General features: G+C 74.7%; 20 protein-coding genes. 10 read left to right on the top strand and 10 right to left on the bottom strand.

Translation table 11 applies throughout. From position 1 onward, the window contains the following. Window positions 1–174: 174 nt before the first annotated feature. Together H1A17_RS22580 and H1A17_RS22575 are read right to left on the bottom strand one after the other, a co-directional pair. The gene (locus tag H1A17_RS22580) at window positions 175–1263 is read right to left on the bottom strand and encodes a zinc-binding dehydrogenase (RefSeq protein WP_194822837.1); all 1089 of its coding nucleotides are present in this window, start codon (window positions 1261–1263) and stop codon (window positions 175–177) included. After that, window positions 1256–2290, bottom strand: a complete 1035-nt coding sequence (locus H1A17_RS22575) for a Gfo/Idh/MocA family protein (protein ID WP_194822836.1) — start codon at window positions 2288–2290, stop codon at window positions 1256–1258. Before H1A17_RS22575 ends, H1A17_RS22580 begins: the two co-directional genes overlap by 8 nt. A gap of 358 nt (window positions 2291–2648) precedes the next feature. Between H1A17_RS22575 and H1A17_RS22570 the strand changes: the two genes are divergently transcribed. From H1A17_RS22570 to ctaD, 4 genes are all read left to right on the top strand, one after another. Continuing rightward, the gene (locus H1A17_RS22570; protein ID WP_240763023.1) at window positions 2649–3629 is read left to right on the top strand and encodes a glucosyl-3-phosphoglycerate synthase; all 981 of its coding nucleotides are present in this window, start codon (window positions 2649–2651) and stop codon (window positions 3627–3629) included. Between the two features lie 76 nt (window positions 3630–3705). Next, on the top strand, window positions 3706–4863 hold the full coding sequence (locus tag H1A17_RS22565) for a glycosyltransferase (protein WP_145920338.1): 1158 nt from the start codon (window positions 3706–3708) through the stop codon (window positions 4861–4863). 142 nt (window positions 4864–5005) lie between these two features. Then, window positions 5006–5734, top strand: a complete 729-nt coding sequence (locus H1A17_RS22560; RefSeq protein WP_145920339.1) for an ATP-binding protein — start codon at window positions 5006–5008, stop codon at window positions 5732–5734. An 88-nt stretch (window positions 5735–5822) separates the two neighbouring features. Continuing rightward, the gene (gene ctaD / locus H1A17_RS22555; RefSeq protein WP_145920340.1) at window positions 5823–7826 is read left to right on the top strand and encodes a cytochrome c oxidase subunit I; all 2004 of its coding nucleotides are present in this window, start codon (window positions 5823–5825) and stop codon (window positions 7824–7826) included. 74 nt (window positions 7827–7900) lie between these two features. On the opposite strand, the gene H1A17_RS22550 is transcribed toward ctaD, so the two are convergent. The 4 genes from H1A17_RS22550 to H1A17_RS22535 all read right to left on the bottom strand — a co-directional run bounded on the left by H1A17_RS22550 (window position 7901) and on the right by H1A17_RS22535 (window position 13895). Next, complete coding sequence (locus H1A17_RS22550; RefSeq protein ID WP_145920341.1) at window positions 7901–9040, bottom strand: SigB/SigF/SigG family RNA polymerase sigma factor; 1140 nt, start codon at window positions 9038–9040, stop codon at window positions 7901–7903. A 320-nt stretch (window positions 9041–9360) separates the two neighbouring features. Beyond that, a complete protein-coding gene (locus H1A17_RS22545) occupies window positions 9361–10773 on the bottom strand; it encodes a hypothetical protein (RefSeq protein WP_375372828.1) in 1413 nt (470 codons plus the stop codon). Window positions 10774–11020: 247 nt separating this feature from the next. Further along, window positions 11021–12784, bottom strand: a complete 1764-nt coding sequence (locus tag H1A17_RS22540; RefSeq protein WP_145920343.1) for a thiamine pyrophosphate-binding protein — start codon at window positions 12782–12784, stop codon at window positions 11021–11023. Beyond that, entirely contained in the window at window positions 12777–13895 is a 1119-nt protein-coding gene (locus tag H1A17_RS22535; protein WP_194822834.1) for a Vms1/Ankzf1 family peptidyl-tRNA hydrolase, read from the bottom strand. The genes H1A17_RS22540 and H1A17_RS22535 overlap by 8 nt, the downstream gene beginning before the upstream one ends. Before the next feature lie 145 nt (window positions 13896–14040). Here H1A17_RS22535 and H1A17_RS22530 point away from each other — a divergent pair, with 145 nt between their 5' ends. Then, window positions 14041–14583, top strand: coding sequence for a hypothetical protein (locus H1A17_RS22530; RefSeq protein ID WP_194822840.1), 543 nt, complete (start codon window positions 14041–14043; stop codon window positions 14581–14583). 94 nt (window positions 14584–14677) lie between these two features. On the opposite strand, the gene H1A17_RS22525 is transcribed toward H1A17_RS22530, so the two are convergent. Beyond that, window positions 14678–15013, bottom strand: a complete 336-nt coding sequence (locus tag H1A17_RS22525; protein ID WP_145920346.1) for a DUF3817 domain-containing protein — start codon at window positions 15011–15013, stop codon at window positions 14678–14680. A 163-nt stretch (window positions 15014–15176) separates the two neighbouring features. On the opposite strand from H1A17_RS22525, the gene H1A17_RS22520 reads away from it, so the two are divergent. From H1A17_RS22520 to H1A17_RS22505, 4 genes are read left to right on the top strand one after another with little or no spacing between them, the layout of a single operon-like run. Continuing rightward, window positions 15177–16658, top strand: coding sequence for a glutamate--cysteine ligase (locus H1A17_RS22520; RefSeq protein ID WP_145920347.1), 1482 nt, complete (start codon window positions 15177–15179; stop codon window positions 16656–16658). A 31-nt stretch (window positions 16659–16689) separates the two neighbouring features. Next, window positions 16690–17169, top strand: coding sequence for a DUF2975 domain-containing protein (locus tag H1A17_RS22515; RefSeq protein WP_145920348.1), 480 nt, complete (start codon window positions 16690–16692; stop codon window positions 17167–17169). After that, window positions 17169–17390, top strand: coding sequence for a helix-turn-helix transcriptional regulator (locus H1A17_RS22510; RefSeq protein ID WP_088645242.1), 222 nt, complete (start codon window positions 17169–17171; stop codon window positions 17388–17390). Before H1A17_RS22515 ends, H1A17_RS22510 begins: the two co-directional genes overlap by 1 nt. Beyond that, complete coding sequence (locus H1A17_RS22505; RefSeq protein ID WP_168222509.1) at window positions 17387–17551, top strand: hypothetical protein; 165 nt, start codon at window positions 17387–17389, stop codon at window positions 17549–17551. Before H1A17_RS22510 ends, H1A17_RS22505 begins: the two co-directional genes overlap by 4 nt. A gap of 17 nt (window positions 17552–17568) precedes the next feature. On the opposite strand, the gene H1A17_RS22500 is transcribed toward H1A17_RS22505, so the two are convergent. Then, complete coding sequence (locus H1A17_RS22500; RefSeq protein WP_228544046.1) at window positions 17569–18123, bottom strand: TetR/AcrR family transcriptional regulator; 555 nt, start codon at window positions 18121–18123, stop codon at window positions 17569–17571. Window positions 18124–18188: 65 nt separating this feature from the next. Here H1A17_RS22500 and H1A17_RS22495 point away from each other — a divergent pair, with 65 nt between their 5' ends. Then, window positions 18189–18680, top strand: a complete 492-nt coding sequence (locus tag H1A17_RS22495; RefSeq protein WP_145920350.1) for an FBP domain-containing protein — start codon at window positions 18189–18191, stop codon at window positions 18678–18680. Window positions 18681–18760: 80 nt separating this feature from the next. On the opposite strand, the gene H1A17_RS22490 is transcribed toward H1A17_RS22495, so the two are convergent. Further along, entirely contained in the window at window positions 18761–20329 is a 1569-nt protein-coding gene (locus H1A17_RS22490; protein WP_145920351.1) for a pentapeptide repeat-containing protein, read from the bottom strand. 115 nt (window positions 20330–20444) lie between these two features. Continuing rightward, the gene (locus H1A17_RS22485) at window positions 20445–21071 is read right to left on the bottom strand and encodes a response regulator transcription factor (RefSeq protein ID WP_145920352.1); all 627 of its coding nucleotides are present in this window, start codon (window positions 21069–21071) and stop codon (window positions 20445–20447) included. Between the last annotated feature and the right edge of the window lie 98 nt (window positions 21072–21169).

Below are 21169 nucleotides of genomic sequence, written 5' to 3'. Positions count from 1 at the left end.
GCGAATCCGGCCGGAAACGGCTGCCCGGTCTGTCCGACGCGGCCCCGGTGTCCGGTTACCGGCACGTTCGGGCAGGTCAGCGCGGGGGTGCCGGTTCGCCCGGCGGACGACTGCGGGCGCCCCGCCGGCCGGGGCGGGGGCTGACGGCCGTCGATGACCACCGGGCCGGGGCTGTCAGGGGGTGAGGACGACCTGGAGTTCGTGGCGGCGGCGTTGCGCCAGGTCGGTGAAGAGCGCCGGGGCGTCCGCGAACGGGACCACGGCCGAGATCAGGTGTTCGCGGACCAGGTCGCCGTGGCGGCGCAGCAGGTCGATCGTCTCGGCGGAGAGGCGTTCCCGGTCCCAGGTGGGGGCGAGACCGCGCGGCACCCGGCCGATCTGGGCGCAGCGCAGCGACAGCCCGTTGTGGTGGAACTCCTCGCCGAGCCGGACGGCGTCCGCGCCGCCCGGGTAGAAGGCCAGGTCGATCACGGTGCCCTGGGGGCGCAGCAGGCGCAGCGCCAGGTGCAGCGCGTGGTCCTGACCCCGGCATTGGAAGACCACGTCGGCCCCCCGGTCGCCGACGCCGTGGTGCCAGCGGGTCTTGAGCACCACCGCCGGGTCGTCGGCCCGCGGGTCCAGGGTCTCCAGCCCGAGGGCCCCGGCGACCTGCCGGCGCTGCGGCGTCGGGTCGACCACCACCACCGAGGCGGCGCCGTGCCGGCGAGCGAACAACGCGGTGAGCAGGGCGACCACGCCGCCGCCGACGACCGCCACCCGTCGCCCGCGCACCCCGTCGCCGAGGGTGCGCACGTCGGGGCCGTACAGGTCGGCGGCGGCGTGCAGCAGCCCGTTGGCGCAGATCGGGCCCATGTGGGCCACGTAGACGCCGAGCATCGGGTCGAGATCGTCGGGCAGCGGCACGAACCGTTCGGCGACCGGGTCGGCGACGTGCCCGGTGCGGTGGCCGTACGTCATCGCCCCGAGCGTGCCGACGGCGATCGCCGGGGTGCGACTCTCCACCACCTCGGCGACCTGCATGTAACCGAACCGGGTGACCGGGTACGGGGTGTCGGCCGCGCCGGGCCGGAACAGGCCGAGGCCGGGGTCGAGGGTGCCGGTGAGGTGGGGGTTGGTGCCCTTGACGAAGCTCAGCTCCGTGCCGGCGGAGATCCCGCTGTAGCGGGTCCGCACCCGGACGGTGCCCTCGCGCAGCTCACCGGCCTCCTGCTCGACCAGCGCGACGCGCCCCGGGCCCTCGACCACCAGCACCGTGTCACGCATCGACGGCCGCCCCGGTGGGCGTGCCGGGCCGGTCGTCGGCTGCCGGCGGGCGGGCGGCCGGGCCGGTGGGCAGGCTGACGCTACGGCCGGTCCGGGCGCTCTGCGCGAGCGCGACCGCCAGTCGTTGGGTGCGCAGCGCCTCCGCGTACGGGACCCGGATGTCGTCGCCGACCCCGGTGACCGCGTCGACGAAGGCCCGGTCGACGGCGACCCGGGCGGCGTCGGGGTCGGCCGGGAGGTGGCGTTCCCCGGCGGCGTCCCGGACGGTCAGGCCGTCCTCGGCCAGCGACAGGGCCAGCCCGTCGGCGAGGATCTCCAGTCCGGCCCGGTGCTTCCAGCCGAGCACGCAGGCGGCGGCGAGGGTGCCCACCGCGCCGGAGGCGAAGCGCAGCGTGGCGGCGGTCACCGAGTCGATGTCGGCGTCGTCGACCGGGGGTGGGCTGCCGTCGCCGTAGGCGGTCACCTCGACGGCCTCGCCGACCAGCACCCGGGTCAGGTCCAGGACGTGGGCGGCCTGTTCGACGACCGGGCCGCCGGAGCGGTCCCGCACCGCCCACCAGGCCACCGGGGGCACCCGGTCCAGCCAGGCCCCGTTGACCATCCGCACCGGACGGTCGGCGAGCAGTTCGCGGGCCCGCGTCACCACGTGCAGGTAGCGCCAGTGGTGCCCGACGGCGGTGCGCAGTCGCCGCTGCTCGACCAGGGCGGCGATCCGTTCGGCGGTGTCCAGGTCGACCGCGACCGGCTTCTCCACGAACATCGGCACCCCGGCCGCGATGACGGCCTCCTCCACCGGCCCGTGGGCGAACGGCGGCACGCAGACGTATACCGCGTCGGGGCCGGCGGCCAGCAGGTCGTCGATGTCGGCGAAGGCCCGGGTCGAGTGCGTGTCGGCCAGCCGGGCGGCGGCGGCGCGGGTCACGTCGGTGACCCCGACCAGTTCGACGTCGGCGAAACTCCCCAGCACGCGGGCGTGGCGTTGCGCCACCCCGCCGGCCCCGACCAGCCCCACCCGGCACGTACGCATACCCTCGGCCCTCTCGACGCGGTCGGCACCACCGCGGACAGCACTGCCCCGGCGGGGCGGGGCGAAACCCCGGCGGGCCCGACCAGCCCCACCCGGCACGTACGCATACCCTCGGCCCTCTCGACGCGGTCGGCACCACCGCGGACAGCACTGCCCCGGCGGGGCGGGGCGAAACCCCGGCGGGCCCCGCAACACAGCGTTCATCTGCCGGGAACCGGCCGGTGGGGCCGCCGTGATCAAGCTGTTAGGGAATATCCAGTTAACGAATGTGCAGAGATGGGAAAACCAAGTCTGCGTTTTCCGCCATGGATCTGGGGGTTTGCCAGTGCGGGACACAGAACCGATCGTCTCCCCTGTCGTGGAGGCATGGGCCACCTACCGGACGACGTCGGCGCAGGACTGGCCCACGCGACGGCTGATCAGGGCCAAGGGGGAGAACCGGGTCAGCGTGGTGCTGCCCGCCCGCAACGAGGAAGCCACCGTCGGGGCGATCGTCGCGACGATCCGGGAACATCTGATGGACCGGGTCCCCCTGGTCGACGAGCTGATCGTGGTCGACTCCCGGTCGACCGACCGGACCGCGCAGGTGGCCCGGGCCGCCGGCGCGGAGGTGGTCGGCCAGGACGAGATGACCCGGGGCCTGCCCCGGCTGACCGGCAAGGGCGACGCGCTCTGGGCCGGCCTGGCCGCCGCCGAGGGCGACATCGTCGCGTTCGTCGACGCCGACCTGCGGGAGTTCCGGCCGCACTTCGTGACCGGTCTGATCGGCCCGCTGCTGGTCGATCCGTCGGTGGAGTTCGTGAAGGGCTTCTACCACCGGCCACTGGTCGGCACGACCAGCGTGGAGACCGACGGTGGCGGGCGGGTGACGGAGCTGATGGCCCGGCCGCTGCTGAACCTGTTCTGGCCGGAGCTGGCCGGTTTCGTGCAGCCCCTCGCGGGCGAGTACGCCGGCCGGCGCGAGGTGCTGGAGCGGGTGCCGTTCGTCACCGGTTACGGGGTCGAGACGGCCATGCTGATCGACCTGCTGGAACTGGTCGGCCTGGACGCGTTGGCCCAGGTCGACCTGGGCGAGCGCAAGCACCGGCACCAGGACACCGCGGCCCTGGGCCGGATGTCCGCGCAGATCATGCACACCGCCTGGGCGCGGTTGCAGCGGCGCGGCTGGGCCGCCCCGGGCACCAGCCCGGGCGCCCTGCTGACCCAGTTCCGGCGGGGCGGCTCGGAGGCGCTGCCGAATCTCGACCGGGAGGTCGTCGTCACCGACGTCTCGGTGCAGGAACGCCCGCCCCTGGCCGAGCTGCGGCCCCGGCTGCCGCGCCGGCGGGTGGCCGCGTGACGGTGCGCCGCGCCACCCGACGCGCGGGGTCGAGACCCGCCCGGGACCCCGTCCGTCCCGAGAGGAAGTCCCGATCATGAGCCTCACCGTGCTGATGAACGCCGGCCCGTGGCTGTCCGTGCCGCCACCCGGCTACGGCGGCATCGAGAACGTCGTCGCCACCCTCGTGCCGGAGCTGCGCCGGCTCGGGGTGAAGGTGGTGCTGGCGTCGGTGGGGTCGAGCACCCTGCCGGTGGACGAGAAGTTCTCGGTCTACGCCGACGGGCAGTTCGCGGCGCTGCAACGGCCGTACAACCAGGTGTGCGGGGTGTCCCAGGCGCACCTGGCCGGGGTGGTCCGGCAGGTGCGCGGCCGCGACGACATCGACCTGGTGCACGACCACGTGGAGGCGGTCGGGCTGGCCACCCTGGCGGCGATGGGGCCGGCCGCCCCACCGGTGCTGCACACCCTGCACTGGGACCTGGCCAAGCACCCCGAGCTGTACGGCACCCTCGACGGCGGGGCGCGGGTACGGGTCAACGGCGTCTCCGCCGCCCAGTTGGCCCGCGCGCCCCGGGCGCTGCGGGAGCACGCGGTCGGGCACGTGCACCTGGCGACCCCGCTGGCGGTGCACGCCGACCGGACGCCCCCGCCGGTGAAGGGCGACTACACGGTCATCCTGGGCCGGATCAACCCGGGCAAGGGGCAGGACGTCGGCGCCCGGCTGGCCCGGCGTACCGGGGTGCCGCTGGTGCTCGCCGGCCCGGTCGGGCCCTACCACCGGCCGGCGGACCTGGCGGCGGCGGGCGGCGAGGCCCGGCAGAACCCGGACGTGCGGTTCTTCCACGACCAGGTCGCCCCGCACGTCGACGGCGACCTGGTCCGCTGGGTCGGCACGGTGGCCGGCCACGAGCGCGACGACCTGCTGGCCGGAGCACGGGCGGCGCTGTTCCCGCTGCGCTGGGAGGAGCCCGGCGGGACCGCCGTGGTGGAGTCGCTGGCGTTGGGCACACCGGTGGTGGCGACCGCCCGGGGCTGCCTGCCCGAACTGGTCGAGCACGGGCGTACCGGGCTGCTCACCGACGACGAGGACGAACTGGGTGAGCTGCTGCTGGCGGCGCGGCGGCTCGACCCGGACGAGTGCCGCCGGGAGGCCGCCGAGCGGTTCACCCCGGCGGTGATGGCGCAGCGGTACGTCGCCCTCTACGAGACGGTCCGCGCCGCCGCCCGGGTGCCGCACCTGCGGGCCGCCTGAGCCGGCCGCGACCGCCCACGGCCGGCGGGCGTCGACGGTACGACCGGGCCCGACCGTCGCCGAACATGGGCCCGGTTTCGGTCCGCCGGGGCCCGGGTACCTGGCGGTTCTCCCCAGCACCACGAGCGGAATCGAGGGGCCGATGGTCAGCCGGATCACCTGCGAGGTCAGCGACGCGTCACCGGTGACCGTCGTACGCCTCGCCGGCGCGCTCGACCTGGGCACCATGCGCGCCGTGCACACCGTGTTGGACCGCTGCCTGACCACGCTGCCGGACGCGCTGGTGGTCGACCTGGGCGGGGTGACCGTCGCCGACCGGCTGGCGCTGTCGGTGTTCGCCGCCACCGCCCGGCAGGCCGCCGACTGGCCGGCGGTGCCGATGGTGCTCTGCTCTCCCCCGCCGGACGCCGCCGCCTGGCTGGCCACCTCCACCACCTGCCGGGTGGTGCCGGTGCGGCAGGACTGCGCGGAGGCGACCCGGTGGGCCGGGGCGACCGCCACGCCCCGGCTGCGGGCCCGGTTGGAGCCGGTGGCGGGGGCCTGCCGGCGGGCCCGTGAGCTGGTCGGTGACGCGTGTTCCCGGTGGAACGTGCCGCACCTGGTGGAGCCGGCGTCGCTGGTGCTCAGCGAGCTGGTCGGCAACGTGGTGCGGCACGCCCACACCCCGATGCGGATCACGTTGACCCTGCACCAGCCGTACCTGCGGGTGGCCGTGGCCGACGGCAGCCGGACGGCGGCCCGGGCGGCCGGCCCGGACCTGTCCGCCGAGGGCGGTCGGGGGCTGCTGCTGATCCGGGAGATGGCGCAGCGCTGGGGCAGTTCCCCGCTGGCCGACGGCAAGGTGGTGTGGGCACTCCTGCCGGCGAATTGACCGAAATTCCCCCTGTCGCCTGGTTACATGGGCGGAGGGCGGGTAGTCGCGCCCGTCCTTTCTGTCGTCACGACGGGGTGAGAGAGCCATGCCCAGACGGGTAACCACGGAGCCCGCACGAGACCGGGGGCCGGCCATCCTCGCCCCGGCCCGGTTCGGCGGCTTTCCCGGGCCGGTCCGCCCGGCGCTGCCCGGCAACAAGCTGCTACGGCTGCTCGGCACCACCGACGCCAAGCAGATCGGTCTGCTCTACCTGGCCACGTCGTTCGTGTTCTTCCTGATCGGTGGGGTGCTGGCCCTGCTCATCCGGGCCGAGCTGGCCCGGCCCGGGATGCAGTTCCTCTCCCCCGAGCAGTACAACCAGGCGTTCACCATGCACGGCACGATCATGCTGCTGCTCTTCGCCACCCCGCTGGTGTTCGCCTTCGGCAACTACATCGTCCCGTTGCAGATCGGCGCCCCGGACGTGGCGTTCCCCCGGCTCAACGCGTTCGCGTACTGGCTGTACCTGTTCGGCGGGACCATGGTCGTCGGCGGCTACCTCACCCCCGGCGGCGCCGCCGACTTCGGCTGGACCGCGTACAACCCGCTCAGCGACGCGACGAACTCCCCCGGCATCGGCGCGAACCTGTGGGTGGTCGGCCTGGTCGTCTCCGGTCTGGGCACCATCCTGGGCGCGGTCAACCTGATCACCACCACGCTGACCCTGCGCGCGCCCGGCATGACCATGTTCCGGATGCCGATCTTCACATGGAACATGCTGCTCACCGCCGTCCTGGTGATCCTGGTCTTCCCGCTGCTGGCCGCCGCGCTGCTGGCGCTGGGGGCGGACCGGCTGCTCGACGCGCACGTGTACGACGCGGCGACCGGCGGGCCGATGCTGTGGCAGCACCTCTTCTGGTTCTTCGGCCATCCCGAGGTCTACATCGTCGCGCTGCCGTTCTTCGGCATCATCACCGAGATCATCCCGGTCTTCAGCCGCAAGCCGATCTTCGGCTACACCGGGCTGGTGCTGGCCACGGTCGCGATCACCGTGCTGTCGATGACCGTGTGGGCGCACCACATGTTCGCCACCGGCCAGGTGCTGCTGCCGTTCTTCAGCTTCCTCAGCTACCTGATCGCGGTGCCCACCGGGGTGAAGTTCTTCAACTGGATCGGCACCATGTGGAAGGGGCAGCTCACCTTCGAGACACCGATGCTGTTCGCCATCGGCTTCCTGGTGACCTTCCTGCTCGGCGGCCTCACCGGGGTGCTGCTGGCCAGCCCGCCGGTGGACTTCCACGTCACCGACTCGTACTTCGTGGTGGCGCACTTCCACTACGTGCTGTTCGGCACCATCGTGTTCGCCGCGTTCGGCGGGGTCTACTTCTGGTTCCCCAAGATGACCGGCCGGCTGCTCGACGAACGGCTCGGCAAGCTGCACTTCTGGACCATGTTCGTCGGCTTCCACGCCACCTTCCTCGTCCAGCACTGGCTGGGCGACGAGGGCATGCCCCGCCGGTACGCCGACTACCTGCCCAGCGACGGCTTCACCACACTCAACATGATCTCCACGGTCGGCTCGTTCGTGCTCGGCGCGTCCACCCTGTTCTTCCTCTACAACGTCTGGAAGTCCTGGCGGTACGGGGCGCTGGTGACCGTCGACGACCCGTGGGGGTTCGGCAACTCCCTCGAATGGGCCACCACCTGCCCACCGCCGCTGCGCAACTTCGACCGGATGCCCCGGATCCGCTCCGAGCGCCCCGCCTTCGACGCCAAGTACGGCCCGCTCGTCGCCGACCTCGGCCGGGACCTGCCGCAACGCACCACCCGCCCGCCGCAGGAGCTGCACGACGAGCTGCACCACGAGCGGCACATCCCCGAGTCACCGGCGGCCGAGGGCGCGCACGGGGCCCGGGACGCGGTGGCGTACCAGCCCGCGCCGCAGTCCGGCGCCCGCCCGGTGGTGGTGCCCGAACCGGAGGACGTCCGCCGCCCCGGCTTCGCGCACTCCGACGCCCCCGAGGACGACCGGCCCGACGACCCGGACCCCGGCACCCCGCAGCGGTGGCGGCACCCGCACGGCCCGGACGACGACCCCGGACGGCACTGACCGACGACCGTCGGGGCCGGCACACCCTGTGCAGGGTGCCGGCCCCGGCTCGTCGCGCCCCGGCGGGGCGGGTTTCAGGCGTCCACGGTGGCGGGCAGGCCGGCAGCGGCCAGCGAACGGCGCACCGCCGGCTGGACCCGGGTCAGCCGCAGCGGCACCCCGGTGCGGACGGCGGCGTCCCGGCCGGCCACCAGCGCGGCGATGCCCCCGGCGTCCACCCCGCCCGCGCCGTCCAGGTCCACCACCAGTTCGCGGGGCTGCCCGGCGACCGCCTCCAGCATCATCCGGCGCAGCTGGTCCGCGCCGTCGCGGTCGATCTCGCCCCCGACCTCGACCACCGTCCGCTCCGGGGTGCGTTTGACCGCGATCCGGTTCCGGCCGGTCTCCGCCTCGGCGGTGCCGTTCTGCCACGGCGGCGGGGTGTCGGCGAGCATCGCCTGACGCAGCCAGGTCAACGCCCGCGACAGCAGCCGGGACACGTGCATCTGGGAGATGCCGAACCGGGCGGCGATCTCCGCCTGGGTCTGGTTGCCGTAGAAGCGCATCGCCAGGATGCGCCGCTCCCGCCAGGGCAGCCGGTGCAGCAGCCCGCTGACCGTCACCCGGTCGTCCACCGACTCCAACGCGTTGTCCGACTCACCGACCAGGTCACCGAACTCGGCGGAACTCTCCCCGCCGACCGGCGCGTTGAGCGAGGCGGGGCTGTAGCCGGCCGCCGACTCCAGGGCGGCGAGGATCTCCTCCTCCGGCGTCTCCAGCCGGGCCGCCAGCTCGGCCACGCTCGGCGCCCGGGACAGCTCACTGGTCAACGCCGAGGTGGCCTGCCCGACCTCCAGGATCAGGTCCCGCAGCCGGCGGGGCACGTGCACCCCCCAGGTGCGGTCCCGGAAGTGCCGCTTGATCTCACCGACGATGGTGATCGCGGCGTACGCGGTGAAGGAACCCCGCTCGGGGTCGTACCGGTCGACGGCGTTGACCAGCCCGAGCCGGGCCACCTGCTCCAGGTCCTCCAACGGTTCACCCCGCCCCCGGTAGCGGCGGGCCAGCCGGCCGGCGAACGGCAGGGCGAACCGGACCAGGTCCTCGCGGGCCTCCCCCCGGCGCTCCGGTGGCAGGCCGGCGATCCGCGCGGCGTACGCCAACGCGGCGGCGTCCAGGTCCTCCAGCCCCCGGTCGGTCGGAGGTGGTGTGGTCGTGGTGGTCTGTCCGAACATCCGCGCCTCCCTCAGGAAGGTCCCCCGCCCGGATCGGGCCGGTTCGGCGCGTGGTGGCACCACGCACCGGGTCGGAAGTGGGGTTTCACGTGCCGCGCCGGGATCACCGGACACGCGCGGGCGACGACCGGCCGCCACGCGGCGGACCGTCGCGGCGAGCGGTCTTCCCGCTCCCCAGGTACTCAATCACGCGTCCCCGGGTTCGCGAGGATGTTTCGGTGTGCCGGGTCCGGCCGGGCGGCGCGGACACCCCCGGCGTCCCCTTTCCGGGCTACCGGCCGGCCGTCTCCGGCCCGGCCGCGCCGTGGGACCGGGGACGGTCAGGACACGGCGAGCCCCAGCGGCGCGCCCGCTTCGCGGAGCCCGGCCAGCGCGTCACCGACGCTCAGCGGCGGCGGCGTCGGCAGGTCGTACGGCTGCCCGCGCAACACCTCGGTGGCCCGCCGGGTGGCCACCGACGCCACCGGGTAGCCCCGGGCGGCGGTACGGTCCAGGGCCCGCCGACGACGACCGAACGCCGCCACCGCCAGCCACTGCGGCAGCCCCGCCACCGCCGGTGAGCGCAGCCCCGGCGACTCGGGCAGCACGTCCACCGAGCTGAACGGCTCGCTGCCGGCGAGCCACCACTCCACCTCCTCGACGCTGCGCCTTGTCGCGTTCTCGCACCAGTACGGCACCAGCCCCGCCCGCACCACCTGCCACGGATCGAACACCCGGCCGCACTCGACCACCAGCCGGTCGCCCGTCTTGCCGGCCCGGCGCAGCCACCGCCGGTACAGGTCGGCGGTGGCCGCGCTGAGCGCCCCCGGGTGCGGCACCCGCACCTGCCGCAGCTCGTGGCCCCGACCGTCGGCCCAGTGCCCCAGCGCGCGGGCGAACCCCGGCTCCACCCCGTGTTCGGCGGACTCCCCGGCGGCGGTGACCGCCGGCGGTTCCCACCCGTCCCCGGTCGCGCCGGCGGCCCGCAGCACCTGACGCAGGGCGGGCGAGTCCGGGTGGAAGTCCACCGGTCGCAGGCCGCTGGCCGGGCAGCCGAGCTGGAAGCTGTGCCCCTGCCCGGAGTCCGACACCGGCCACCGGCGTACGTCGTCGACCAGCAGCACCGCCGCCCGGTGGGTCAGCCGGTCGGCCAGGAACCGGGCGTACGCCACCGGCAGCGCCCGCCAGCGGGCCACCAGGCTGATCGCCGCGCCGGCCAGCGCGCCCCGGCTCGCCGGGCAGTGCACCTGGCGCAGGTGCAGGCCGGAGTTGCCGGCGAGGACCCGGGCGGCGAACGCGGCCCCCTGGTCGAGCGCGGCGGCGGGACGGTCCACGGCGCCGTGCGTCCAGTGGGCGGTCATCTCGAAGCCGGTGGGCAGCCAGGGCACCCCGAGCGCCACGGCGAGGTGCACGGCGGCGGCGTGCGGCGCGCCCAGCACCACCGCCGGGTACCGCTCCCGGGGGTACTGGTCGACGATCCAGCCGGCCACCCGTTCCCCGTCCACCTCGCCGGCCTGGGCGGCGGTGAGCGCCACCCGGCCGGCGTTGCGCGCGACGGCGAACCGGGACGCGGACGTCGGGTGTCCCAGGTCGGCGCAGTCCACCCCGCGCAGCGCGCGGGCGGCGGCGGCCACCAGCACCCGTGCGGTGCTGCCGGCCGTGACGACCCGGTCGCCGGCCAGTCCGGCGCCCCGGGCCGTCGGCCCGGCCGGTGCCGTCCGCACCGGCTCCACCCCGCCTCGTTCGCTCACCACGCGGCCCGGCTTCCCGCCCCTTCGGGGTCTAAACGGGGCATCGCGTCCCGACGGGCGCAATCCCCGACCCGCCCGCCGGTACGCCCTACCGGTGCACCCCGGTCGGCGACCGCCCAGCCCGGTCCGGGCGGGCCGGGCGGGGTTTCGGGGTGACCGGGCGGCGCACATCCGGACTAACGGCGGTCGGTGGGAAGGACGTCGCGCCTCCCCGGTGACTGGTGGGGTCAGGGATGCCGGGGGCCGGGGGCTAGACGAGATCCTCCGCCTCGACGACCTGCCGCTCGGCCGCCATCATCCGGTCCCGGATGCGTCGGGTGGCGTCGCCGTCGGCGAACAGACCCCGCAGGTCGGCCAGGGAGGGCTCCGGAGCGCCGGGCGACACCGTCGGGTCCACCACCGCCTCCAGCACGCACGGCCGGTCGGCGGCGAGCGCCTCGTCCCAGGCCGCGCCGACCAGTTCCGGCCGGTCCACCCGGACGCCGTGCAGGCCGAGTAGCCGGGCCCAGCCGGCGTACGGCACGTCGGCCCGGCGACCGGGCACGCCCGGCTGCCAGCGGCCGTCGCCGAGCCCGGAGTGGTCCCGGTTGTTGAGCACCAGCACCACCAGCCGGGGGTCGGCCCAGTCCTGCCAGCGGTGGGCCACGGTGATCAGCTCGGCGAGGCCGTTGAGCTGCATCGCCGCGTCGCCGAGCAGGGCGAGCACCGGGGTGTCCGGGCGGGCCAGCTTCGCCGCGAACGCGTAGGGCAGGGCGCAGCCGAGCGAGCCGAGGGCGCCGCAGAGCTGTGCGTCGACCCCGGGTGGCAGCACCAGGTGGCGGGCGTACCAGGAGAGCACCGAGCCGACGTCGACGGCGACCGACCCGGTGTGCGGCAGCCGGGCGGACAGTTCCCGCAGGACCAGTTGCGGGTTGACCGGTTCGGCCGGCGCGGCGGCGTGCGCGGCGGCCTCCGTTCGCCACCGGTCGACGGCACCCTCCACGGTGGCCCGCCAGTGCCGGTCGGGGCGGTCGGCGACCTGGCCCAGCAGCGCGCGCAGGGTCTCGGTGGCGTCGCCGACCAGGGGCACGTCCACCGGGTACCGGGTGCCGATCCGTCGCCCGTCGATGTCGATCTGGATGGTGCGGGTCTGGCCGGGCATCGGGAAGTAGTCGGTCCACGGGTCGTTGGTGCCTACCAGCAGCAGGGTGTCCGCGCCGCCCATGAGCTGCGCGGCGGCCGTGGTGCCGACCTCGCCGAGCACCCCGGTGTGGAACGGCAGCCGTTCGTCGAGCACCGGCTTGCCCAGCAGCGAGGTGGCCACCCCGGCGCCGAGCCGGTCGGCCAGCGCCACGATCTGTTCCGCCGCGCCCCGGCCGCCCTGCCCGACCAGGATCGCCACCCGCTGCCCGACGGTGAGCAGCGCCGCGGCGGCGTCCAGGTCGGCCTGGTGCGGCAGCACCCGGGCCAGCGGCTCGCCGGGCGTCGCGGTGAGCACCCCGGCGGTGTGCGGTTGCAGCTGCGGCACGGCGGCCTCCTGCAACGCCCGGGGCAGCACCACGCAGGTCGGGCTGCGGGTCGCCGCGGCGGTCCGGAACGCCTGGTCGAGCAGGGCCGGCACCTGCTCCGGGGTACGCCCGTAGCGGACGAACTGGTGGCACACGTCGCCGAAGAGCCGGCTCAGCCCGATCTCCTCGTGCACCTCGCCGAGCGGCCCGGTGACGTCCTCACCGACGATCGCCACCACCGGTTTGCTGTCCAGCTTCGCGTCGTACAGGCCGTTGAGCAGGTGCACCGCGCTGGGGCCCTGGGTGGCCAGGCAGACCCCGATGCCGCCGGTGAACTTGGCGTGTCCGGTGGCCATGAAGGCGGCGCTCTCCTCGTGCCGGGCGGGGACGAACTCCGGGTCCCCGCCCGCGGCGTCCAGGGCCCCGACCACCGGGGCGATCGCCTCCCCCGGGCAGCCGAAGGCGCGGGGCACCCGCCAGGCCCGCAACCGGTCCACCACCAGGTGCGCGACGGTGCGGTCAGCCATGGTCGCGTCCCGGGGTGGCCGGGTCGACGTAGCGCAGCACCGCGCCGACGCCGTCGGCCAGCTCGGGGGCCTCGTCCGGCCCGAGGACGGTCAGGTCGGCGTCGGTGCCGACCAGGGCCCGGACCAGGGCCGCGTCGGCCCGGACCCGTTGCGGGTCGGACACGGCGGCGAGCTGGTCGGGCGCGGTGGCGATGTCGGTGGCCCGGGGGCCGATCCACAGCTCGCCGACGGCCGACGGGTCGTCGACCAGCAGCATGGTGTCGACCTGGTTGCGTTGCAGGGCGGCCACCACGGCGTCCAGTCCGACGCCCACGTCCTCCTGGGTGCCGAACCGGTCCAGCGCGGCGGTGACGTGCTGGTCGGCGGCCTCGGCGATGGTCTGCACGGTGACGTCGTCCATCGCGGCCGGGTCGGCGCCGCCGGCCCGGGAGCCGGCGTCGGTGCGGACCACCACGTCCTGCCAGCGGCGCGGCAGTTGGGCGGCGATCATCCCGGTGGCCCGGACGTCGCCGGCGACCACCACCACGTCCGCGCCGACCCGCTCGGCCAGTTCGGCGGTGGCTGCGCCGGCGTCCCCGGCGTTGTGGTGCCAGGCCTCCGTCGCGGCCCGCTGGTAGCGGGACTGGGACCAGCCGCCGGGTTGCACCCGGCGCAGCGGGTAGCTCTGCCGGCCGGTGACGTGGGCCCGTCGGGGCACCCCGCCGGCGCTGACCGCGACGGCGTCCGCGCCGGTGCGGTCGGCGAGCACCCGGACCCAGGCGACCTGTTCCCCGCGCTGCGCGAGCAACGGCATGACGTGCGGCAGTGGGGCGTACGCGGCCAGGTCACGTAGGGGCGGCGCGGCGAGGTACTCGGAGAGCACCACCCGACCCCGGTTGGCGAACGCGGCGAGTCCGTAGTCGCCCGGCAGCGGGTCGTGGCCGCGGACCACCCGGTCCAGCGCCGCGATGGTCGGCTCGTCCGCGCCGTCGGCGGCGAGCTGCTCGGCCAGGGCCCGCCAGCGCAGGTCCAGCGCCGGACGCGCGTCCTGGGTGTCCCGGGAGGCGTCCAGGTAGACCGAGCACCACGGCCCGGGACGCTCGTAGAGCGGGTGCAGGAAGGACAGCTGCATGCTCGACCCCTTTCCGGCTCGGCCGCCCGCTTACCCGCGCCGCCCGGGATGTCACCTCGACCGGTCCGGGTGGCGTGACCCCCGGTTCATTCATGTCATTCGACCCGGAAGACGGATACCATCAGTGAACGGAACCGGACTCTCGGTGGTGAACATGGACAGCGATCTCCGTAATCGGGTGATACGCCCGACGCAGCGGATATTCACCGGGCGGGTGGTCCGGTTCATGGACGGCTACACCCGCGAGGTGAGGATCGGCCAGCCGGTGCTGGTCGCGGTGCTGACCGCGGCGAGCGTGGCGGGCCTGCTGGTGATGCTGGTGCGCACGGCGCTCTCGCAGGCCGGCGGCGGCAGCCGCCGCAAGTGGAAGGACCTCAAGAAGGGGCCGGAGTTCCTGGTCACCCCGGTCCGGCTGCGCGACGACAAGGGCCAGCTCTACGAGGTGGAGCTGCACGGGCACCTGGCGCAGAGCGCGGTGCACCCGTCCGACTGGGTGCAGCTCACGCTGAGCCCGCAGGACGTCGACCTGCCGCCGCGCATCGAGCGGATCGTCAACCTGACCACCGGGCAGTTGCTCACCCCGCGTACCGCCACGGTGTGGAGCCACCTCGGCCCGCCGCTGCTGATCCAGGCGGTGCTGGGCGCGGTGCTGGTGCTGCTGGTCGCCGCCGCCGTGGTGCTCACCTGACGTCACCCGACCGGCCCGCGCCCGCCCCGACGGGCCGGGGCCCGCACGGCAGGGGCCTGGGCGGCAGCAGGCGGCGACGGGTGGCCCGGGGCGGTCAGCCGACCGGGGTCAGCGGGCGCTGCGGCGCGGTGGTCCGCAGCAGGCCCCGGCGGGCGGCCCAGCGTTCGAAGAGCAGGGTGGCGAACGGCGGCACCGCGCAGACCAGCGCCACGAAGGTCACCCCGAGCGACCACCGGTGCAGCCGGGCCACGGCGAGCACCAGGATGCCGTACGCGACGAAGAGCGCGCCGTGGATCGGCCCGAAGACCTGCACGCCGATCTCGTTGCCCGGCGGGCCGTACTTGACCGCCATGCCGACCAGCAGGGCCAGCCAGGAGCAGGCCTCGGCGATCGCCGCCGCCACGAACAGCCGGGTCGTCTTCTCGCGCATCGCGCCATGCTATCCAGCCGCCGTCGCCTTCCGGCCCGCGACGGGCGGCGGGCGACGGGGATCACCCGGGTCGCCGGTGGGTACGTAAGGGGTCCTTCGGGTCTTCCCGGTTCGCCCGGGACGTGCGAGGTTTGTCGGGACCAACGGTGACAGGGCGGTGACCATGGGCGAGGAAGTCGGGGCGCGCACGTTCAGTCGGGAGGACCGGGCCCGCTACCGGGAGAAGGTCCGCCGGTGTCTGGACGTCTTCGCCGAGATGCTGCGGGAGTCCCGGTTCGACGTGGAGCGGCCGATGACCGGCCTGGAGATCGAGCTGAACCTGGTCGACGACGACTCGCGGCCGACGATGCGCAACGCCGACGTGCTCGCCGCCGTCGCCGATCCCAGTTTCCAGACCGAGCTGGGCCAGTTCAACGTGGAGATCAATGTCGCGCCCCGGCGGCTCGTCGGCACCGGCACGGCCGAGTTCGAGCAGCACGTGCGGGCCAGCCTGAACGCCGCGGAGGAGAAGGCCCGCACGGTCGACGCCCACATGGTGATGATCGGTATCCTGCCCACCCTGGAGCCGGGGCACCTGACCGCCGGGGCGCTGTCGGCGAATCCGCGCTATGCGCTGCTCAACGAGCAGATCTTCGCCGCCCGGGGCGAGGACCTGCGGATCTCGATCAGCGGGGTGGAGCGGCTGGCCACCACGGCCGACACCATCACCCCGGAAGCGGCCTGCACCAGCACCCAGTTCCACCTCCAGGTCAGCCCGGCCGACTTCGCCGGCTACTGGAACGCCGCCCAGGCGATCGCCGGGGTCCAGCTCGCGCTGGGCGCGAACTCGCCGCTGTTCTTCGGCCGGGAGCTGTGGCGCGAGACCCGGGTCCCGCTGTTCCAGCAGGCCACCGACACCCGCTCCGAGGAGATCAAGGCCCAGGGGGTACGCCCACGGGTCTGGTTCGGGGAACGCTGGATCACCAGCGTGTTCGACCTGTTCGAGGAGAACGTGCGCTACTTCCCGGCGCTGCTGCCGGTGTGCGACCCGGAGGACCCGGCCGAGACGCTGGCCGCCGGTGACGTGCCGAGGCTGGCCGAGCTGCGGTTGCACAACGGCACCATCTACCGCTGGAACCGCCCGGTGTACGACGTGTGGAAGGGCCGCCCGCACCTGCGGGTGGAGAACCGGGTGCTGCCGGCCGGGCCGACGGTGGTGGACACGATCGCCAACGGCGCGTTCTATTTCGGGCTGGTCCGGGCGCTGGCCGAGTCGGACCGGCCACTGTGGTCGCAGATGTCGTTCAGCGCGGCGGAGGAGAACTTCACCAGCGGGGCCCGGCACGGCATCGACGCGCAGGTGTACTGGCCGGGGCTGGGCTACCTGCCGGCGACCGAGCTGGTGCTGCGCCGGTTGCTGCCGTTGGCCCACCAGGGGTTGGACCGGTGGGGGGTGGACCCGGCCGAACGTGACCGGCTGCTGGGCATCATCGAGCAGCGCTGCCTGACCGGGCGTAACGGCGCGAGCTGGCAGGTGGCGACGTTGCACCGGCTGGAGTCGGCCGACCACCTCGACCGGCCGGAGGCGTTGCGCGAGGTGGTCCGGCAGTACGTCGAGCTGATGCACAGCAACCGGCCGGTCCACGAGTGGCCGGTGACCGATTGACTTTCGATAGGTTGCGAGCGATAGTCGATACATGACGACGGCACGCTGGGCGGTCACCGCCCTCAGAGTCTTTCTCGTGGTCCTGTTCGCGGTGCTCGTGCTGTTCCAGACCATGTCGCTGCCCGGCCAGTTCGCCCACCTGGCCCGGGAGTCGCCCGAGCAGGCGTACCTGCGCTGGCCGGCCACCGCCGTGACGGTGTTCTGGGTGCTCTGCGTCCAGGTGGTGATCGTCGCCACCTGGCGGCTGCTCACCCTGGTCCGCGACGACCGGATCTTCAGCGAACCCGCGCTGGTCTGGGTGGACGCCATCGTCTGGGCGATCGCCGCCGGGTGGCTGACGCTGGTGGGCGTCTTCGGCTACGTCGGGTTCCACGCCGACGACCCCGGCCTGCCGATGCTGCTGTTCCTGCTGTCCGTCGGGGTCACCGTGCTCGGACTGCTGATGGTGGTGATGCGGGCGCTGCTGCGCCAGGCCACCACGCTGCGCTCCGACATGGAAGCGGTGATCTGATGCCCATCGTCGTACGCATCGACGTCGAGCTGGCCAAACGCAAGATGAGCGTCGGCGAGTTCGCCGAGCGGGTCGGGCTGACCCCGGCGAACGTGGCCGTGCTGAAGAACGGCCGGGCCAAGGCGGTGCGGTTCAGCACCCTGGAGGCGATCTGCCGGGTGCTCGACTGCCAACCGGGCGACCTGCTCGAATTCGTCGACGACGGGGAGCCGACGCCGTGAGGTACCTGCTCGCCCCCGCCGCCGCCGTGCTTCTGGCCGCCGGGGCGGCCGGTGTCGTGCTCGGCGAGTCCGACGACTCCCCCGGGCTCCAGCTGCTGGGCGGCCTGCTGGTCATCGGCGCGATCGGGATCGGCGTACGGGTCTTCCGGGTGCTGCGGTAGCGCCCACCGGGGCCGCTTCAGGGCGCCGGCCAGTGGCGCAGCAAAGCGTCGAGGGCGTCGAGGACCCGGGTCCAGGTCTGCCCGGTGTCGGGGGCGCTGTGGTCGAACCCGCCGCCCAGTTCGAGGTTGACGTAGCCGTTGAAGACGCTGCCGAGCAGCCGGACCGCGTGGGTCTGGTCAGGTTCGTGCAGGTCGTAGCCGCGCAGGATGGCCCGGGTCAGCTCGGCGTGCCGCCTCCCGGCGCTGGCGGCGGCCGCGGCCGGGTCGAGCCTGAGCTGGGCGGCGGCCCACCGGCCCGGATGCTCGCGGGCGTAGTCGCGGTAGACGCCGCCGAGGGCGGCCAGCGCGTCCCGGCCGGCGCGGCCGGCGAGGGCGTCGGCGGCGCGGACGGCCAGCTCGTCGAGGGCGAGCAGGGCGATCCGGGTGCGCAGGTCGGCGGAGTTGCGCACGTGCGCGTAGAGGCTCGCGACCTGCACGTCGAAGCGCCGGGCGAGCGCGGAGAGGGTCACCTGGTCGAACCCGACCTCGTCGGCCAGCTCCGCGCCGGCCCGGGTGAGACGGTCGGTGGTCAAGCCCGCACGTGCCATAACTCATTATGGGTTTGCCTAAAGGTTTTAGGCAAATTACCGTGGCCGTCATGGAGCCACTGACCGAGCAGGAGATCCGTTCCGCGTTCGTCAACTGCACCAAGGGCGAGAGCAAGCGGCTGTACGTCCCCCGCGACCTGGCCGACCGCCCCTGGCCCGACCTGGACTACCTCGGCTGGCGGGACCCCCGCGCCCCCGACCGCGCCTACCTGGTCACCGAGGTCGACGGCCGGCGGACCGCCCTGGTGCTGCGCTGCCCCACCCCGACCACCCGGCAGCCGCCGCGCGGCATGTGCGCCATCTGCCTGACCACCCCCGCCGGCGGCGTCAGCCTGATGGTCGCGCCGAGGGCCGGCAGGGCCGGGCAGCAGGGCAACTCGGTGGGCACCTACCTCTGCACCGACCTCGCCTGCCCGCTCTACGTCCGCGGACGCAAGGACGCCGGCCCCGGCGCCCGGATGCAGGAATCGCTCACCACGGCGGAGAAGGTCCAGCGGCTGACGGCGAACGTCGCCGCGTTCGTCGCCCGGGTGACCGGCTGACCGTGCCCGGCCGGGACGACGCGGCCGGTGGCGGGACCGCGCGACACCCGCCCGACGCGCACCGGGCCGCGCGGCGGCGTTCACCCCTCGGGTGACGCCGCCTCGTCGATCACCATCCCGGCGTGACCCGCCATCTCGCCGAGGATCTCGCGCACACTCCGCCGGTGGTCGAGCCGTGCCCCGGCGAAGCTGACCGGACCGTGGAACGTCGCCCGCCCGTCGCCGCCGAGCCGGAAGGCCGCCCCGGTGAAGACGCTCCCCGCGAACCCGGTGCCGCCGTGGAACTGGGCGCCGGTGAAATCGGCGTAGCCGACGTGGCAACCGCCGAGGTCGAGGTCGACCAGGGTGGCCCCGCAGAGCATGAGGTCCGTTCCCGCCCAGTGCGGCGGCCCGCCCGGGGCGTGCGTCGACGGACGCAGCCGCGCCGCGAGCATCCGCTGCGCGGTACGCCGCAGTTCCAGCTCGGCGGCCTGCCCGCCGGTGCGGGGCCCGGCCAGGTCGAACGACAACGGCGTACGCAGGTAGCCGCAGACCGCGTCCACCACCCGCTGCCGCAGCTCCGGCCGGGCGTCACCGAGGTCGGCGAGGACCGCCAGCCCGGCCCGGCGCACGTCCGGGTCGGCGTCGGCGAGCTGACCCGCGTACGGGTGGACGGCGTCGTCGGGCACCAGCTCCGCCCCGTCCGGCCCGGCCGGTGCCGGCGTCCAGCCGAGCGGCCAGCACACCGGGCCGTCGTCGGCCCTACCGGCCCAGGTCGCGCCGGTGAGGTCCACGGTGGGCTGGTCGAGGTGGACCGGCCCGGCGAACCGGGCCTGTCGGAACGTCACGGCGGCCCCGAACCGCGCCTTGAAGAACCAGGCCGGACCGGCGAAGCGGACCTGCCGGAACGACACCGGCCCGACGAACCGGGCGCCGTCGCCGCCCTCACTCCACTCCTGGTAGTCACCCATCAGCACGGCGACGGGCCAGTGCGGGTCGTCCTCGTTCGGCTCGTCCCAGGGGGCCGGCGAGATCTCCTCGATGGTCTCCCAGGCCGGGTCGTCCTCCCACAGCTCGTCCTCGCCCCGGCCGAACCAGGCGAACGCGGCGAACCGGGCCCCGGTGAAGTCGGCGTCGGCGCGGAACCGGGCCCGACCGAATGTGGCATGGCCGAGGAACCGGGCCCGGGTGAACCGGGCCGGGCCGGGCCAGACGGTGCGGGCGAAGTCGGCGTCGCCGGTGAACCGGACGTCGGCGAACGAGGTGTTCCCGAGGAACCGGGCGTCGGCGAACCGGGCCGCACCCAGCACCGCGCCACCGAGGTCGAGGTCCACCAGGGTGGCCGCCCGCAGGTCGAGGTCGACGGCGGGCGGCGGCTCCGGATCGGCGGTCGGGGTCGCCGGCCCGGCCGGGTCCTCCGCCGCCGGGCTCAGCAGCGTGGCCAGCACCCGGCCCGCCTCCCGCCGGGCGTCGGGGTCCCACCCGTCGGCCCCCACCGGTGCCCGCAGCCCGTCGGCGAGCGCCGCGACCGCCCGGGGCCGCAGCCCGGGGCAGCCGGCCACCAGCTCACCGAGGCCACGCAGGGCGACGATCCGGCCCGCGCCCGTCTCCTGCGCCACCGCGCGGACGGCTACCTGGAACGCCACCGAGTCCGACTCCCCGACCGTCACCCGACCTCCCACCCGAGCCCCCGCCGGGGACGCCCCGGCGTCGCGCAGGATAGCCGGGCCGACCGACAGCGGCCCCAGGCGGGCGGCGCGGTCAGCCGTCCCCCGGTGGGCGCGGTCAGCCGCCCCGGGCGAACAGGGCCAGGCGTACCCGGTTCGGGCTGTCCGTCTTGGTCATCAGGCTGGTGATGTGGGTCTTGACCGTGGTGACGCCGATGTGCAGCCGGTCGGCGATCTCGGTGTTCGACAGCCCCTCGGCCACCAGGGCGAGCACGTCCTGCTCGCGGGCGGTCAGCCCGGCCACCGGTCGGGGCGGCTCGGCGCGGGCGTGCACCGCCCGCCGGACCAGCCGCTGCAACACCTCCTCACTGAACGGGCTGCCCCCGGCGGCGGCCCGGCGCACCCCGTCGACCAGGTCGCCGGGCGGGGCGTCCTTGAGCAGGAATCCGCAGGCCCCGGCGGTGAGCGCGGGATAGAGGTGGTCGTCGTCGCCGAACGTGGTCAGCACCAGCACCCGGGTCGCCGGCCGGTCGGCGAGGATGCGGCCGGTCGCGGTGATCCCGTCGACGCCGGGCATCCGCAGGTCCATCACCACCACGTCGGGGACGAGCCGGGCGGCCAGGGTGACCGCGTCGCGGCCGTTGTCGGCCTCCCCGACCACCGTGATGTCCGGCTGCGCGTCACAGAGCATGCGCAGGCCCGCGCGGATGAGGTGCTGGTCGTCGACCAGCAGCACCCGGATCACGCCGGCTCCGCCGCGTACGGGCCGCCCGACCCGGGCGGGCCCGCCGTACCGCCCGGGGGTGGGCCGGCCGGGTCCGGGCCGGCGGCGGACGCCACGGC

Source organism: Micromonospora sp. S-DT3-3-22 (assembly GCF_015354745.1).
GTDB lineage: Bacteria > Actinomycetota > Actinomycetes > Mycobacteriales > Micromonosporaceae > Micromonospora > Micromonospora wenchangensis.
This window is presented reverse-complemented; position numbering and strand designations above follow the sequence as displayed.